This is a genomic window from Acetobacter sp. DsW_54 (assembly GCF_002153575.1).
Classification (GTDB): domain Bacteria; phylum Pseudomonadota; class Alphaproteobacteria; order Acetobacterales; family Acetobacteraceae; genus Acetobacter; species Acetobacter fabarum.
Window position 1 is genome coordinate 18,446 of the sequence record NZ_JOPD01000007.1, and the last position, 16,239, is coordinate 34,684.

Here is a 16,239-nt window from a genome sequence, read left to right on the forward strand (position 1 = left end):
AGTAGCGCCTCGTTCTTCAAACAGGCAGGCTGGTGGGGCGCGTACGCGCGTACCAGCGGGCCATGAGCATGCGGGAGAGTAGCAGGGTGGTGAACAGGGTGGTCACAATGCCAATGGTAATGGTGAGTGCAAACCCACGGACCGGACCTGTGCCAAAAACAAACAGCATCACATGGGCCAGCAGGGCCGTGGCGTTACTGTCGATAATGGTGGAGGTCGCTTTTTCAAACCCTGTCTGCATGGCTGCCAGCGGGGTGCGCCCGCGGGCAATTTCCTCGCGTATGCGTTCGTTGATCAGAATGTTGGCGTCCACCGCCATACCCAGTGTGAGCAGCATGCCCGCCATGCCGGGCAGGGTGAGTGTTGCCTCAAAGAGCGAGAGAATGGCCACCATGAGCACAAGGTTGGCCAGCAGGGCAAAGTCCGCGTACCAGCCAAAACGGCCGTAGAACAGCACCATAAAGACCACGACCATAATAAAGCCGACACCAAGGCTGATCATGCCCGCGCGAATGGAATCCGCCCCCAGTGATGGACCAATGGAGCGCTGCTCAATAACGCTCAACGGGGCGGGCAGGGCGCCTGCGCGCAGCATAAGGGCAAGGTCGGTTGCCTTTTGTGCATCAAACCCGCCGGTAATCTGGCCATTGCCGCCTGTTATGGGGCTCATGATCACGGGTGCTTCGATAATCTTGTTATCCAGCACAATGGCGAATCGCTTACCAACATTGGCCTGCGAAACAGCAGCAAAAGCATGCGTGCCTATCGAATCGAAAGAGAAGCTGACTGCCCATTTGCCGCTCTGCTGGTCAATGACCGCGCCGGCGTTGGTCAGGTCCGAGCCATCAACATCCACATGGTCAAAAACGGGGAGGGGGCCACCCTCAGCCGGGTCGGCCATTGGCAAAAGGCTGACACCCTGCGGCGGGTAGGTTGCGTGCAGCGGGTTGGCATCGACCAGATGGAAGCTCATCTTGGCCGTGGTGCCCAGCAGTGCCTTGATCCGCTCAGGGTCACTAATGCCGGGCAGTTCCACAACAATGCGGTCATCACCCTGACGGGTAATTTCGGGGTCAACAGCCCCCGTTCCGTCAATGCGGCGGCGCACGATCTCAATGGACTGGGTTACGGCTTCACGCGCACGGGTGCGAATGGATTCGGGAGCCAGAACAAGAGCTATGCTGCCATCTTCACGCTTGCTGACGCTGAACTCGTTGGGCACTGCACGGGGCAGGGCGTTCAGGGCCGCTATGTCTGCCTCGGTTTCCGCGGCGGAGCGCGGCATGAACGAGATGGTGCCTTTGGCGGCATCCACCGCAATGTTCTGGTAGCCCAGATGCGCGTTCAGCAGCGCATCACGCGTGTTTTCCGAGAGGGTTTGCAACCTGTCATGGGTCAGGCTTTGCAGATCCACCTGCATGAGCAGGTAGGAACCACCCCGCAGATCCAGTCCAAGGTGGATCTGTCGCCATGGTATGGAAGGGAGCGGCTTGCGCATGCCATTGGGCAGGCACAGCAGCAGGCCTAAAAGGCATACGCCCAGTACCGAGGCCAGTTTGAGGCGGCTGTAATACATTCTTACCTGATCGCTTGCAGTTTTGCTGCCCGGAACATGCCGCTCAACCCTGACAGATGCAACCCGTTCGCGTGCTTATGGGGGGAATGCTTTGCTTTTTCGCTCATTCTGCGTGGCTCAGGCGCATCACCCAGCCGTAAATGGGGTGGGTGGGCATGGCAGGTAGCGCACGGTCAGGGGCGGGGCTTGTTTGCATTCGGGGGTGGGGCTGCTACCCCTTGGGGGGAACCAAAACACAGGCCAGATCAGGCAGGGGCTGTAACACATGAGCACAACGCTGCGCGTAGGGGTTATTGGGGCAGGGCATTTTGGACGGTACCACGCCCTGAAAATACGTGATGTGCCGGGGGAGAGCCTGTCCGGCCTGTTTGACCCTGACCCCGCCCGCGCCCAGCTGGTCGCGCGCGAGGCCGGGTGCCCGGTTATGGCGGATGTGGATAGCCTGCTAGCCCAGTCCGATGCGGTGGTGGTGGCAGCCCCGGCAGAGTTTCATTTTGAGCTGGCCGTGCAGGCCCTGCGGGCAGGGCGGCATGTGCTGGTGGAAAAACCGGTAGCGGCTACGCTGGAACAGGCAGACATGCTGGTAACGCTGGCGCAGCAGAGCGGGCTGGTCTGCCAGGTTGGGCATTTGCTGCGTTATTCCGCCGAGCACGCCGCCATAAGCGCGCGCATAACCCGCCCGCTCTATATAGAGGCCACGCGCATTGCCCCATACAAACCGCGCGGAACAGACGTGTCGGTTATTCTGGACCTGATGATCCATGATCTGGACCTGGTTCTGGCCCTTGTGGACAGCCCGATTGCACAGGTGGATGCACTGGGGGCTGCGGTCAGTTCCGCGCATGAGGATATTGCGAATGCGCGGGTGCGGTTTGAAAACGGGTGCGTGGCCAGCATTACCGCAAGCCGCATATCGCTCAAGACCGAGCGGCGGATGCGCCTTTTTTCCGAGGAAGGGTATCTGTCGGCTGATTTTGTGAAACGTGAGCTAAGCATGATCGGGCGCGAGCGGGGGCTGCCCCTGCCGGGCACCGGTGGATTCCGGCGTGAGGGCATAAGCTGGGCTGAACATGATTCGCTGTTCGCGGAGCATCAGGCTTTTGTGGCGTCGTGCGTGCAGGGAGCGCCTGTTGTGGTGGACGCGGTGGCCGGACGGCGCGCTCTGGCGGCGGCTTTGGCGGTGGCAGATGGAATCACCTCCTCGCGCAGTCTTATGGAGCAGTCCGGGCTGATCCGGGGAGGCTGAAAAAAGACACCTTTGAGGAAGCGGGAAGAATCAGCCATTTTTTGGATAAGCAAGTCTAAAATCACGCATTCCGGGCAAAAAAAATCCTAGATATGGGGGCAAAGTAGGGTAAGAAGCGCGATATATGGTGTATGCGGCCGCATCAGCCACATACCAACATGATCGTTCGCAAAAACCGGAGAGTAAGCGCCATGAGTCTGATTGACGTGCATGAGAATGACGTTCGTCGTTCCCATTCAGGAGTATCAGGCTCGGCTGAAGAACCGGACCTGTTCGGCGCTGAACAGATGCAGGATATGGTGCAGCTCCCCGGGCACCATCAGGTGCGTGTTGACCGCTCGCGCGATGCGCTGCTGACCCCCTTTGGCAAAGCCACGCTTGATAACCGCTACCTGCTGCCTGATGAGAGCTATCAGGACCTGTTCGGGCGTGTGGCGTCCTATTACGGGGCGGATGCGGAGCATGCCCAGCGTATTTACGACTATATCAGCCGCCACTGGTTCATGCCCGCAACCCCGGTGCTGTCCAATGGTGGCACAACGCGCGGTCTGCCTATTTCGTGCTTTCTGAACGAAGCCAATGACAGCCTCAAAGGCATTGTCGATCTGTGGAACGAAAATGTGTGGCTGGCCAGCAAGGGTGGGGGCATTGGCTCCTACTGGGGCAACCTGCGCTCCATTGGCGAGAACGTGGGCCGCAACGGCAAAACCTCGGGGGTTATTCCCTTCATCCGCGTGATGGACAGCCTGACACTGGCTATTTCTCAGGGGTCTTTGCGTCGTGGGTCGGCTGCGGTCTATCTGCCGGTCTGGCACCCCGAGATTGAGGAGTTCATAGAACTCCGCCGCCCCACAGGGGGGGACCCCAACCGCAAGGCGCTTAACCTCCACCACGGTATTCTGGTCTCTGACGCATTCATGCGCGCGGTGGAAGCGGATGACGAATGGGCGCTGCTCTCCCCCAAGGATAACTCGGTTATCCGCAAGATTTCAGCGCGTGGGTTGTGGATTCGTATCCTGACCGCACGCATGGAACAGGGCGAGCCTTATATTGTTTACTCCGACCATGTGAACAACGCCCGCCCCGAGCACCACAAACTCGCGGGGCTGGAAGTCAAGACCTCCAACCTGTGCTCCGAAATTACGCTGCCAACGGGCATAGACCATCACGGCAAGGCACGTACGGCAGTGTGCTGCCTGTCCTCCCTCAACCTTGAGACATGGGATGAATGGTCGGATAATCCCCAGTTCATCGAGGATGTGATGATCTTCCTCGACAATGTTCTGCAGGATTTCATCGACCGTGCGCCAGAGGACATGGAGCGGGCCAAATACGCCGCCATGCGTGAGCGTTCCGTAGGGCTGGGGGTTATGGGGTTCCACTCCTTCCTCCAGGCCAAGAACGTGCCGTTTGAAAGCGTGATCGCCAAGGTCTGGAACCGCAAGATATTCAAGCACATTCGCGCGCAGGCGGATGCCGCCTCCCGCCATCTGGCCGAGCTGCGTGGCCCTTGCCCCGATGCCGAGGAATACGGGATCAAGGAACGTTTTTCCAACAAGATGGCTATTGCGCCCACGGCGTCCATTTCCATCATTGCGGGGAATGCTAGCCCGGGTATTGAGCCCATTGCCGCCAATGTGTTCTTGCAGAAAACCCTTTCCGGCTCCTTTACGGTACGCAACCGGCACCTGCTGAAGCTGCTGGTGGAAAAAGGGCAGGACACGCCGGAGGTGTGGTCCTCCATTACCACCAGCAAAGGCAGCGTGCAGCATCTGGACTTTTTGACCCAGCAGGAAAAGGACGTGTTTAAAACCGCGTTCGAGCTGGACCAGCGCTGGGTGGTGGAACATGCGGCCGACCGGCAGCCCTTTATCTGCCAGGCGCAGTCGGTCAACCTGTTCCTGCCTGCGGACGTGCATAAGCGCGATCTCAACCAGATTCATTTTCAGGCATGGAAGAAGGGGCTGAAGTCCCTCTACTACTGCCGCAGCCTGTCCATCCAGCGGGCGGATACGGTGAGCAACGTGCTCGCCAAGTCCGAGGTGCTGGGGGCAGGTGTTGCCGAACAGGCCGCCGCAGAGCAGGCCGCCGGTGGCAACAATTATGACGAATGCCTGGCCTGCCAGTAAGGGCAGGCTGGTCCGCATCAGTTTTGTAAAAAAGTCGAGAGGCGGCCTCCCGGGTGGTGCCGTCCGATGGAGGCATCATGAGCGAGCATAAAGCTGGCGAGCAGCCGCAGGAAGAACGTTTTGACCTGCTAACAGCCAACCCGGTGTACAAGCCGTTTCGGTACCCGTGGGCGTATGATGCGTGGCTGACGCAGCAGCGCGTACACTGGCTGCCCGAAGAAGTGCCTCTGGCTGATGACGTAAAAGACTGGCACCGCGTGCTTAACGAGAGCGAGCGCCACCTTGTGACCCAGATTTTTCGCTTCTTCACCCAGTCGGATGTGGAAGTGAACAACTGTTACATGAAGCACTACAGCCGGGTTTTCAAACCGACTGAAGTGCTGATGATGCTCTCGGCCTTTTCCAATATCGAGACCATCCATATTGCAGCCTACAGCCACCTGCTGGATACGCTCGGCATGCCCGAGGAAGAATATTCCGCATTCCTTAAGTACAAGGAAATGAAGGATAAATACGATTACATGCAGTCCTTCAATGTGGACAGCAAGCATGAAATCGCAAAAACACTGGCAGCTTTTGGTGCGTTTACCGAAGGGCTACAGCTGTTTGCTTCCTTTGCCATCCTGCTTAACTTCCCGCGCTTTAACAAGCTCAAGGGCATGGGGCAGATCGTGTCCTGGTCGGTGCGGGACGAAACCCTGCATTGCCTGTCCATTATCCGCCTGTTCCGCGTGTTCATTCAGGAAAACCCGCATATCTGGACCGACAGGCTGCGGCAGGAACTGACCGAGATCTGCAAAACCATTGTGGAGCACGAAGAGGCCTTTATTGATCTGGCGTTCGAAATGGGGCCGGTAGAAGGGCTGGATGCCGCACAGGTTAAAACCTACATCCACTTTATTGCTGACCGCCGCCTGACCCAGCTTGGGCTGGATCCGGTTTACAACACGACCACCAACCCGCTGCCCTGGCTGGACGATATGCTCAATGCAGTCGAACACGCCAACTTCTTTGAAAACCGCGCGACTGAATACAGCCGTGCTTCCACCTTGGGCACGTGGGAAGAAGCGTTTGAAAGCTCTGTCTTCTCGTAATATCGGGCAGGTGGAGCGGGTTTACAGGCCCGGCAGGGCTGTGCCGTTTTCCAGTACATCACGCGCCTGAGGGGTAAAGGCTCCGTCCGCTTCGTGTAGTGTCAGGCCAGACAGCACACGGGCGGGGCTTTTAACGCCCAGTTTGGCCTGAATAAGCAGGATGCGCGCCTCCCGGCCTGTTTTGGGCCAGAAGGGGTAAAGGGTTACGCCCCCAAAACCATGGGCGCTCAGCTCCGCTATGGCCCTGTCGGTCAGGGCTGTGGGGAGTGCGAGCGTCAGGCTGCCTTTGTGGCGCAAAACGGCAGCGGCTCCCTTAATCCAGAGTGGCAGGGTCTGCATGTCCATCCTGCGGGCAAGGTCCCGGCGCGGCTCGGGCGAGGCTGTGCCTGTGGGGGCATGCCATGGCGGGTTGGTCATGCAGTGGTCAAACCGCAGGAGCTCAGGCACCCTTTCGGGGAAAGATGCTGTAATTACCGAAGCTTGTACTTTTTTGTTGGCGAGCAGGTTGGTGCGGGCCAGTGCCGCTGTTTCGGAGTCTTTCTCCACCCCTGTTCCGTGCAGGTCTGGTACGCGGTGCATCAGGCATAACAGCCCTGCACCGGCTCCACAGCCGATTTCGAGCACGTGCTGGCCCGGGCGTGCGGCTACGGCCGCAGCCATCAGAATGGGCTCAAGCCCTGTGCGGTAGCCTTGCTGGAACTGGCTGTAAGCGATACGTCCACGCAAAAGAGTGCCTTGCGAGGTCGGTGGAAGGTGGAGAGATGGGGCTTGCTGCATCGCTGTATCTGGCTGGCTTGAATGTGTTGGTGCTTGACCGTTTTTCAGGTGCCTCGCATATAAGAGGACGTCAACTCATCCCGAGGCTGGGGGAATAGCATTTGGGTGTTGCAGTCAGTCTGTCGGAAATGGACAGTGCCGCGAGCCAGGATGGATCTGGAGTTTCTGTGAGTAAACCAGGGGAAGCTGGCCTTAAGGCGCTGGCTGATTATCTCGCTGCGGATATGCAGGCATGTAATCAGGTCATTGTGGACCGCATGCAAAGCTCCGTAGCGCTTATTCCGCAGTTAGCTGCGCATCTTGTGGCCGCTGGCGGCAAGAGGCTGCGGCCACTGCTCACGCTCGCCTCTGCGCGGCTGTGTGGCTACAACAATCAGGACGGGCGCATGCGGCATGTGGAAATTGCCGCCTGTGTCGAGTTCATTCATACAGCAACACTGCTGCATGATGATGTTGTGGACGACAGCCAGCTACGGCGCGGTCTGGCCAGTGCCAACGCCATTTTTGGCAACAAGGCTTCCGTGCTGGTGGGGGACTTCCTGTTCGCCCGGTCGTTCCAGATCCTTACGGCTGATGCTTCGCTGGATGTCATGGCGATTCTCTCCGCTGCATCGGCTACGCTGGCGGAAGGCGAGGTTATGCAGATGACCACGCAGAATGACCTTTCCACCTCTGTTGAGCAGTATCTTCAGGTTATTTATGGCAAAACAGCGGCGCTGTTTGCCGCCGCATGCGAATCTGGTGCTGTCATAGGGGATGTAACCCCCGCCGACCGTGAAGCCCTGCGTGTGTACGGTGCCAATCTGGGCATGGCGTTCCAGCTTGTGGATGATGCGCTGGACTACTCGGCAGATCAGGCCGTGCTGGGTAAAGAGGTCGGGGACGACTTCAAGGAAGGCAAGGTTACACTGCCGGTGCTGGCAGCATACGAGGCAGGCAGCGAGCAGGACCGTGTATTCTGGCGGCGTGTGATTGAGGAGTGCGAACAGCAGCCAGAAGATCTGGATGCCGCACTGGCTCTTATCGCCCAGACCAATGCGATTGGCGTGACCTTGGCCAAAGCGGAAGACTACGCAGCATTGGCCCGTCAGGCGTTGCAGGGCTTCCCTGACAATGACCTTAAAGCCCTGTTGCTCGAAACCGCGAGTTATTCCGCCAGCCGCGCAAGCTAAGCTGGCCTGTGGCCGTTTTGGCAGGATCGGCAAAAACGCTGATTGTAATGCTGAAACGGCCTTTATCTGCCCGCCAGAGCTAGCCTCCGGCGCTCAGGCCGTGCAGGCGCGTTGCTGGCTTGCCTGCTCGGGCCATAATGTAATCTGGTTAAAACCAAAAGCAGGCAGATGCACGCGTAGGGCGTCTGCGTCGGTTGGCATGGCCGTAAACCACGCCTGCTCTGGCTGTGTGCCTAAACCGGGCATGGGGGGCAGGGCTTGCAAAACCGTGCAGGTCTGCCGCGCGACGGCATCTGCCGGGTCCAGCCATACCATACCGGGTGGGGCTATCCTGCATAGCTGATCGAGCATGAATGTGTAATGGGTGCACCCGAGGCCCACGGCATCAAGACGTGCAGAGTCCGGGTGGCTGAGCAGACCTTCAATATCTTTATAAACAAGATCATCAGGTACGGAGCGCCCGCGAAAAACCTGTTCGGCATAGCTTGCCAGATGTGGTGCCGCATGGGCGATGAGCGTGCATTCCGGCGCATAAAGCGTGTGCAGGCGGGACAGGTAGGGGCGGCGGATGGTCGCCCGGGTGGCCAGCAGGCCAATAACGCCGGTTTCTGTCTGGCGTGCCGCCCAGCGGATGGGGGGCACACAGCCAATAAACGGCAGGCTGGGGCATGTGGTGCGCAAGGCATCCAGCGCCAGAGTGCTGGCCGTGTTGCAGGCAATAACAACTGCCTGAGGCCGCAGGCGTTCAACCGCGTGAGAAAGAAGGGAAATAATGCGTTGGGTCAGGACCGCATCATCCTGCTCACCGTAGGGAAAAACGGCAGTGTCGGCCAGATAGTCCACCTTGACCGACGGGGCATGTGCCCGAATGGCCCGCACAATGCCTAATCCACCAATGCCTGAATCAAACGCCAGAACACGGTAGGGACTAGTCAGTGCGGGGCCAGTCGTCTGCACGGTGTTATTTGTCCTTGCGTGCCTTGAATGCGGCGGCTTCTTCAAGGCTGCCTACGCCGCCACGGCGGGCGGACCAGCCACAGGGGTCTTCCAGAAAGCGGCGGACTTCAGATGCCGCTTCTTCGGAAAAGTAAGGGCGGCTCGCGCAGGCTTCAAGCACATCCCACCACGTGCACAGGGAGTGCAGGGCTACGTTCATGTCTGTCAGCGTCTGCTGGGCACCGGGGAAAACGCCGTAGTAGAACACCACAAAGGCGTGGTTCACAATGGCACCTGCATTGCGCAGGGCATTGGCAAACTGCACCTTGGATGCGCCATCCGTGGTCAGATCTTCCACCAGCAGGGTCCGCATGTTTTCGGGCACGTCGCCTTCAATCTGGGCGTTGCGGCCAAAACCTTTGGGCTTTTTACGCACATAGGCCATGGGCAGCAGCATGCGATCAGCCATCCATGCGGCAAACGGAATACCGGCGGTTTCGCCCCCTACAATGGCTTCCAGGCTTTCGTAACCAACGTGGCGGCCAATTTTTTCTACGCCCAGTTCCACAATTTTTGCGCGTGCGCGGGGGAAGAAAATAATCCGCCGGCAGTCAATATAAACAGGGGACTTCCAGCCAGATGTCAGAGTGTAGGGGTCTTCAGGGCGGAAATTGACTGCCTTGATTTCAAGCAGCAGGCGTGCGGTGGTGAGGGCGGCATCACGATCCCATTCGCTGGTCTCTCCGGTGGGAGAGGCAATGCCTGCTGGCGACATCATGGCAGATTCCTTGAAGTTATGGTGGTTAAAGCTGGATTGGCATACCGCTAGCCGGGCCGAAAATCCATGCCCATCTGCCTGATATATGTGATTTGCTGCGTAGTTTTGGCCGGAAAAGGGAGGATTTATGCACAATACAGAAAAACGGCGAATATAAGCAGGTTGTGATTTTATGTGTAAAGTAAAATGGAACTTAATCCTTGCGTTGGGGCTGGATGTGGCGTTTAATTGCGCGAGTTGAGATTGGTTATCAGTTAAGGGTAAATGTCGTGGCTATAGAAGCAAGTCGGATCGCACGGAAATGCGAGCGGGCCGTCATCACGGCTTACACGGAACTACGCGAAGTGGGTACGGCAGACGTAACCGCGTTTAACGCCTGTACCACCCTTTACCGTATCCACCACCCCGAATCGTCCCTGAGCGAAGCGCGTATGCTGGTTTCCGAATGGATTGACCACCATATGGTTCGCAAGGATGATGGCCCGACAGCCGGGTGCAACTGCGGCTGAATAACCGATTTTTACCGGCCATCAAGTTTAGGCCGGTAGCACCAGACAGTTCTGGCGGATGCTCATGGTCAATGAGCATCCGCTTTTTTTATGGTTGATAACGGCGTAGTATTTATCTGGTTTTGACTGCCGCAAAAAAAAACTGGCCCGCGTTACCACGGACCAGTTTTTTACAAACAATGGGGCAGTCAGCTTTTAGCGCTTGCTGAAGGGGACAAAATCCCGCTCCGTAGCCCCCAGATACAACTGGCGCGGGCGGCTGATGCGCTGGCCCGGTTCCTCAATCATTTCTTTCCACTGGCTTACCCAACCGGTGGTGCGGGCAACCGCAAACAGCACGGTGAACATGCTGGTGGGAATGCCCATGGCCTTGAGGATAATGCCAGAATAGAAGTCCACGTTGGGGTAGAGCTTGCGCTGCACAAAGTAGTCGTCGCTGAGTGCAATGTTTTCCAGCTCAACAGCCAGATCAAGCAGCGGATCATCCTTGATGCCCAGTTCCTTGAGAACTTCGTGGCAGGTCTGCTGCATGATTTTGGCACGCGGGTCGAAGTTCTTGTAAACGCGGTGGCCAAAGCCCATGAGCTTGACGCCGCTATTCTTGTCTTTGACCTGAGCGATAAAGGCCGGAATGTTTTCTTTTTTGCCAATATGGGCCAGCATTTTCAGCACGGCTTCATTGGCCCCACCATGAGCAGGTCCCCACAGGGCGGCAATACCTGCGGCAATACAGGCAAACGGGTTGGCCCCGGTGGAGCCGGCCAGACGCACGGTGGAGGTGGACGCGTTCTGCTCATGATCTGCATGCAGGATCAGGATCCGGTTCATGGCGCGGGCCAGAACGGGGTTGACCTTGTAGGGTTCGGACATGCGCGCGAACATCATGGACAAAAAGTTTTCCGCGTAGTTCAGGTCATTCCGCGGGTAAATAAAGGCATCGCCCTGCGTGTACTTGTAAGCCCAGGCCGCAATGGTCGGGATTTTGGCAATCAGGCGCATGGCGGCCAGTTCCCGGTTTTCGGGAATGGCGATGTCGCTGGCATCGGGGTAAAAGGCGGAAAGAGCGCCAACCGTTCCACACAGAATGGCCATGGGGTGGGCGTCACGCCGGAAACCGTTAAAGAAGTTACGGATCTGCTCATGGAGCAGGGTGTGGTTTGTCAGCGTGGTGGAAAAAGTATCGTACTGCGTTTTGTTGGGCAGTTCGCCATTGAGCAGGAGGTAGATCACCTCTTCGTAGGAAGCATTTTCCGCCAGCTGGGCAATGGGGTAGCCACGGTGTAGCAGAACGCCCTTATCGCCATCAATAAAGGTGATCTTGCTGTTGCAGGAGGCCGTTTCGCCGTAACCGGGGTCAAACGTAAACACGCCCAGTTCTGAGGGCAGTTTACGAATATCAATAACATCCGGCCCAAGGTTGCCAGAAAGTACGGGCATCTCGGCGGTTTTGCCACCGATCGAAATGGTAGCGGTGGACTGCTTACCCTCGTTCTGCGACACGCTCATGGTGTTTCCTTTTGCATAATGGGGTCACGGTCGCGGCTGCGGCCTGCTGTTTGAGTGTTGTCTCCCATTCAGGAGCAAACAAAAAGGTTCATCCCGATAAACCGCGCGTTATCACGCGTGCACACCGGCAGAAAACCGGGGTTTTTTCTCTCAGGGTCGCGTGAATGTGTGCAATGTAAGACTCATGCTGTCGCAGTTTGCCCAAGTGGTCGGGTCCGGAACAAGGTCGCTTCCGATCATCTCGAAGACCGCGAGAGAGGCCGGAGCGAATCCCTGATCGAGCTTTTCGTTCCTGCTATCCAGCCAGCGCGCAAACTCTGAAATGCCGGGATTATGCCCGACCAGCAGAACCGTACGGGCCTGTAGGGGAGCCTGCCGGAGCGCATTGCTTAACGCGCCAAGTGCTGCCTCATAGATTTCGGGGCACAACAACACGGTGTCTGGGCTGGCGGGGGGGAGAGCGCTCTGCACGCCTGCAAGGGTCTGCTGCGTTCTTACCGCCGGACTGCACAGGACCGCATCGGGGGCCACTCCGTTCTGGTGGAGCCACATCCCGCACCGTATGGCGGCGCGCTCGCCATTGTGGGTCAAGGGGCGCGCCATGTCTGACTCGACAGAAAAATTGCCCGGATCAGGTGGCACCGCTTCCGCATGACGGAGCAGAATCAGGCGGCGGGGTGTGGGGAGAGCGGGCATAAGATCACATGATGTTATGGGGAGGAGGGGTGAGGAGCCGATTCAAGCGCGATGGCTTCATGGTGGCGGATCACCTCGTGGATAATGAAGTTGAGGAATTTCTCCGCAAAGTCGGGGTCAAGATGTGCATCTTCCGCAAGGCGGCGCAGGCGCGCGATCTGCTGAGTCTCACGCGCGGGATCCGCGGGAGGGAGCTTGTGGAGAGCCTTGAGTGCCCCCACGGCCTTGGTGCAGCGGAAGCGTTCTGCCAGCATGGCCACGAGAGCTGCGTCAATATTGTCTATGCTGCGGCGGAGGTCCTGCAGGGCTTCCGGGGGGCACGGCTGATTTGTCACGGTGATCAAGGTCTCTGGCTGCTGGAAAAGAACATTATGGGAGCGTTATAAACGCGTAACGCCCTGACGTTAACAGACAAAAAGTTTTTCTTCCACAGGCGGGTAAGGCAGGTCCACCCACGCCAGATGTCCGCCTTTGCCTGCACCCGTATCCACAAATATGGCGCGCCCGCCAGCCCGGCCGGGTATGGTCAGGGGGCAGCCATTGGTCGAACGCTGGTCGTGGCCACAGTAAACCGTGTAGCCGTTGGGAATGTGGTTGACCCAGTTAAGCGTGCGTTCGGGGTAACCATCGGCCTGCACGCGGCTCGTTGTTTCGCCAAACAGTGCGCGTGAGAGCAGGTAGGTTACGCGGCCCAGCGGTGGGGGCGGGGGTTCGTTCAGCATGTGCGGCTCAAACGCACCGTGCACAAAAATGGTTCGCCCCATGACCAGCCATGCCGGAGCCTGCTCCAGTGCTGGCAGCACGTCATGCAGGACGTCCATGTTATCTGGTGCGCTCAACTGGGCCAGTGTTTCATCCAGATGGGGGGAGGAGCGGAGCTTCTTGCCCATAAGCGCACGGCCGAGTTTGCGGTCGTGGTTGCCAATAAGGAACAGGCCGCGCCCTTCGCGCTGGACCTGGAGCATCAGGCGCAGAACACCTGCGCTATCTGGCCCGTAATCCACCAGATCACCCAGCTGGATGATAAAACGATCCGTAGCCACGGCATGGCGGAATGCTTCCAGATCCCCATGCACATCGCCCACAATGCGGAGTCCTTTTCGCATTGCGTTCTTCACGTTTTCGTCATGCCTGGTATCCGTGAACATGCCATCCATACCCGTTCTTTCCTAACCTTCATGTAGGCTTTTCGAGCGAAAACAGGAACGGTGCTGGCAAGTTTTTTTTGAAGGGGGCATACACATGCACAAGTATGTGACGCGCCAGAGGCTTCTGTTTGCGCATAGGGTGCAAGAACTTTCAGGGGCGGAAACAAGCCTGAAAATGCGAAAGCAGGGCAGGGCCATTGCCAGATGGCGCACAGCTCCAGACCGGGGCGTGGCGCAGGAACTCTGTGGTGGTTTGCAGCTTTTGTATGTTCGGAACAGTTTGAGAAGAAAAAACAGGAAGGCCTCTCATGACAGAGCGCATTCGGAACGTCGCGCTGCGTAGCAAGGTTTGCCCGGCAGAGGCCGCGGCAAAGCTGATCCGAAACGGTGACGTAGTGGGCACCAGCGGTTTTACTGGCGCAGGCTACCCCAAGGCCGTGCCCATGGCCCTGGCCCAGCAGATGGAAGCCGCCCATAACAATGGGCAGGAACACCGGATCAGCCTGATTACGGGCGCATCCACCGGCCCGCAGCTTGATGGCGAGCTGGGCAAGGTGAACGGTGTTTACTTCCGCTCCCCGTTCAACACCGACCCGGCCATGCGCAACCGCATTAATGCTGGCGAGACGGATTATTTTGATAACCATCTCGGGCAGGTGGCCCTGCGTGCGGCTCAGGGCAATTACGGCAAGTTCGATGTTGCCGTGGTCGAAGCTACCGCCATTACGGAAGAAGGCGGCATTGTACCGACCTCCTCCGTGGGCAATTCGCAGGCTTTTCTCGATCTGGCCGACAAGGTCATTATCGAAGTCAACGAATGGCAAAATCCGGGGCTGGAAGGCACGCATGATGTCTGGGATGGCAACAGCTATGGTGCCGCCCCGCGTGATATTATCCCGCTCTCCCGTGCGGACCAGCGCATTGGCCGCACCTTCCTCAAGGTTGATCCGGCCAAGATTCAGGCCATCGTCCGCACGAATGACAGCGACCGCAACGCACCTTTTGCCGCGCCAGATGGCACAGCAAAAGCTATTGCGGGCTACCTGCTTGATTTTTTTGAGCACGAAGTCAAACAGAACCGCCTGCCGCCCTCCCTGCTGCCGTTGCAGTCCGGTGTTGGCAACGTTGCCAATGCCGTACTCGATGGCCTGAACGAAGGGCCGTTCGAAAATCTGGTTGGCTTTAGCGAAGTTATTCAGGATGGCATGCTCGCCATGCTGGATTCGGGGCGTATGCGTATTGCCTCGGCAACTTCGTTCTCTCTCAGCCCCGAAGCGGCGGAAGAGATCAACAACCGGATGGACTTCTTCCGCTCCAAGATCATCCTGCGCCAGCAGGACATCAGCAACAGCACGGGCGTTATCCGCCAGCTAGGCTGTATTGCCATGAACGGCATGATCGAGGCGGATATTTACGGTAACGTTAACTCCACCCGCGTCATGGGTTCCAAGATGATGAATGGTATTGGGGGTTCGGGGGATTTTGCCCGTAACGCCTATCTGTCCATCTTCCTGTCGCCGTCCACAGCCAAGGGTGGCAAAATTTCTGCCATTGTGCCCATGGCAGCCCATGTGGACCACATCATGCAGGACACCCAGATTTTTGTGACCGAGCAGGGGCTGGCCGATCTGCGTGGGCTTTCGCCCGTCAAGCGCGCTCAGACCATTATCGAAAAATGCGCACATCCGGATTACCGCCCGATGTTGCAGGATTATCTGGACCGTGCATGCAAGGAGTCCTTCGGCAAGCATACACCACACCTGCTGACCGAAGCCCTGTCCTGGCACCAGCGGTTTATTGAAACAGGCTCAATGCTTCCCGCGTAAGCGGGTTGCGCCCTACGGCCACAAGGCCCCTGCTCCTGTAAAAAGGGCAGGGGCTTTTTTGTTGGGGCGTTTAAAACGCAAGCCGACCCGCTACCCGGTTTTGCAAGGAGCAAAAGGTTCGGGGCAGATGTTATTCGGAATGTGTGGTGGAAGACCCGGGCACCGTAAGGGATGTGGTCAACTGGTACGGTTGGTGGGTAATAACAATATCAACCGGCCTGTTTGCCAGAAAATCCGCCGTAGATATTTTGGCCGAAGGGGTGTCGGTAATAATGGCTTCGGCATCGCGGTGAACCAGAGAGAACAGGCTGGGTGCCGCAGTGGGGGAAAGATAGGCCGCGTAGGGGTGGCGCCCGGCCATGCGGTGCGCGTTATAGGCATCCCGCTCGGAGTTTATGGGAATGGCCACCATAACCTTGGAATCGGCTTTTAGGGCCGCTGCGGTGCTTTTGTAATCGGCTGGTACAAAAATCACCCGGTCACGCATATGGGCCTTGCTGACCTCATGCGCCACTTCCTTGGGGTCTGCTCCATGCAGGTCAAGCATCAGCAGGGTGTTGGAGTGGCTGGCCGTGTCCAGAATGGTTGCAAGCGTGCTGCTGCCCGGTTCTACGGCAACCTGCCCGTCTGCACCACTGGTCAGGCTCAAACGTACCATGCCGGGCCGCCCCATGGAGGAAATGGTCGCTGCCTGTGCCACGCTCTGTGTGCCCGTATTGCTGGCACAAACAATAAGCCCGTGGTGAATGCGCGCCATAATACCACTGGTTTTGGTGTGGTGGATGGCCAGCACGGCTACGGATGCAGCGCATAGGGTTGCTGCAAAGGCAATTTTTTTCAAACACC

15 protein-coding genes are annotated in these 16,239 nt (G+C 58.0%); 6 read left to right on the plus strand and 9 right to left on the minus strand.

All coding sequences use genetic code 11. The features are described 5' to 3' along the window. Positions 1-16: 16 nt before the first annotated feature. The gene (gene secD, locus HK20_RS04190) at positions 17-1,576 is read right to left on the minus strand and encodes a protein translocase subunit SecD (protein WP_086645841.1); all 1,560 of its coding nucleotides are present in this window, start codon (positions 1,574-1,576) and stop codon (positions 17-19) included. A 265-nt stretch (positions 1,577-1,841) separates the two neighbouring features. Between secD and HK20_RS04195 the strand changes: the two genes are divergently transcribed. The 3 genes from HK20_RS04195 (at position 1,842) to HK20_RS04205 (ending at position 6,045) form a co-directional block, all read left to right on the plus strand. Next, a complete protein-coding gene (locus tag HK20_RS04195) occupies positions 1,842-2,822 on the plus strand; it encodes a Gfo/Idh/MocA family protein (RefSeq protein WP_086645842.1) in 981 nt (326 codons plus the stop codon). A gap of 191 nt (positions 2,823-3,013) precedes the next feature. Beyond that, positions 3,014-4,951: a ribonucleoside-diphosphate reductase subunit alpha gene (locus HK20_RS04200; RefSeq protein ID WP_086646045.1), complete on the plus strand. Its 1,938-nt coding sequence runs from the start codon at positions 3,014-3,016 to the stop codon at positions 4,949-4,951. A gap of 77 nt (positions 4,952-5,028) precedes the next feature. Continuing rightward, on the plus strand, positions 5,029-6,045 hold the full coding sequence (locus HK20_RS04205) for a ribonucleotide-diphosphate reductase subunit beta (protein ID WP_086646046.1): 1,017 nt from the start codon (positions 5,029-5,031) through the stop codon (positions 6,043-6,045). Between the two features lie 21 nt (positions 6,046-6,066). On the opposite strand, the gene HK20_RS04210 is transcribed toward HK20_RS04205, so the two are convergent. Next, positions 6,067-6,822 carry a methyltransferase gene (locus HK20_RS04210; protein WP_086645843.1) on the minus strand — a complete coding sequence of 252 codons (756 nt, stop codon included), beginning with the start codon at positions 6,820-6,822 and terminating at the stop codon, positions 6,067-6,069. A gap of 101 nt (positions 6,823-6,923) precedes the next feature. On the opposite strand from HK20_RS04210, the gene HK20_RS04215 reads away from it, so the two are divergent. Continuing rightward, the gene (locus HK20_RS04215) at positions 6,924-7,994 is read left to right on the plus strand and encodes a polyprenyl synthetase family protein (protein WP_198943878.1); all 1,071 of its coding nucleotides are present in this window, start codon (positions 6,924-6,926) and stop codon (positions 7,992-7,994) included. Between the two features lie 93 nt (positions 7,995-8,087). Here HK20_RS04215 and HK20_RS04220 read toward each other — a convergent pair whose 3' ends face one another. After that, positions 8,088-8,951, minus strand: a complete 864-nt coding sequence (locus HK20_RS04220; RefSeq protein ID WP_086645845.1) for a glutamate racemase — start codon at positions 8,949-8,951, stop codon at positions 8,088-8,090. Between the two features lie 4 nt (positions 8,952-8,955). Next, positions 8,956-9,708 (minus strand): orotate phosphoribosyltransferase, encoded by a 753-nt coding sequence (locus HK20_RS04225; protein ID WP_086645846.1) that lies wholly within the window; start codon positions 9,706-9,708, stop codon positions 8,956-8,958. A gap of 269 nt (positions 9,709-9,977) precedes the next feature. Here HK20_RS04225 and HK20_RS04230 point away from each other — a divergent pair, with 269 nt between their 5' ends. Then, positions 9,978-10,217, plus strand: coding sequence for a hypothetical protein (locus HK20_RS04230; RefSeq protein WP_086645847.1), 240 nt, complete (start codon positions 9,978-9,980; stop codon positions 10,215-10,217). Positions 10,218-10,412: 195 nt separating this feature from the next. Here the strand turns inward: HK20_RS04230 and gltA are convergent, their stop codons facing one another. From gltA to HK20_RS04250, 4 genes are all read right to left on the minus strand, one after another. Continuing rightward, complete coding sequence (gene gltA / locus HK20_RS04235) at positions 10,413-11,723, minus strand: citrate synthase (protein WP_086645848.1); 1,311 nt, start codon at positions 11,721-11,723, stop codon at positions 10,413-10,415. 150 nt (positions 11,724-11,873) lie between these two features. Next, positions 11,874-12,419, minus strand: coding sequence for a histidine phosphatase family protein (locus HK20_RS04240; RefSeq protein WP_086645849.1), 546 nt, complete (start codon positions 12,417-12,419; stop codon positions 11,874-11,876). A 14-nt stretch (positions 12,420-12,433) separates the two neighbouring features. Next, complete coding sequence (locus tag HK20_RS04245; RefSeq protein ID WP_369823018.1) at positions 12,434-12,754, minus strand: chorismate mutase; 321 nt, start codon at positions 12,752-12,754, stop codon at positions 12,434-12,436. 69 nt (positions 12,755-12,823) lie between these two features. Continuing rightward, complete coding sequence (locus tag HK20_RS04250; protein ID WP_086646048.1) at positions 12,824-13,567, minus strand: metallophosphoesterase; 744 nt, start codon at positions 13,565-13,567, stop codon at positions 12,824-12,826. A 308-nt stretch (positions 13,568-13,875) separates the two neighbouring features. Between HK20_RS04250 and HK20_RS04255 the strand changes: the two genes are divergently transcribed. Beyond that, positions 13,876-15,393, plus strand: coding sequence for an acetyl-CoA hydrolase/transferase family protein (locus HK20_RS04255; RefSeq protein WP_086645850.1), 1,518 nt, complete (start codon positions 13,876-13,878; stop codon positions 15,391-15,393). A gap of 130 nt (positions 15,394-15,523) precedes the next feature. On the opposite strand, the gene HK20_RS04260 is transcribed toward HK20_RS04255, so the two are convergent. Continuing rightward, positions 15,524-16,234 (minus strand): hypothetical protein, encoded by a 711-nt coding sequence (locus tag HK20_RS04260; protein WP_233129075.1) that lies wholly within the window; start codon positions 16,232-16,234, stop codon positions 15,524-15,526. Positions 16,235-16,239: the final 5 nt, after the last annotated feature.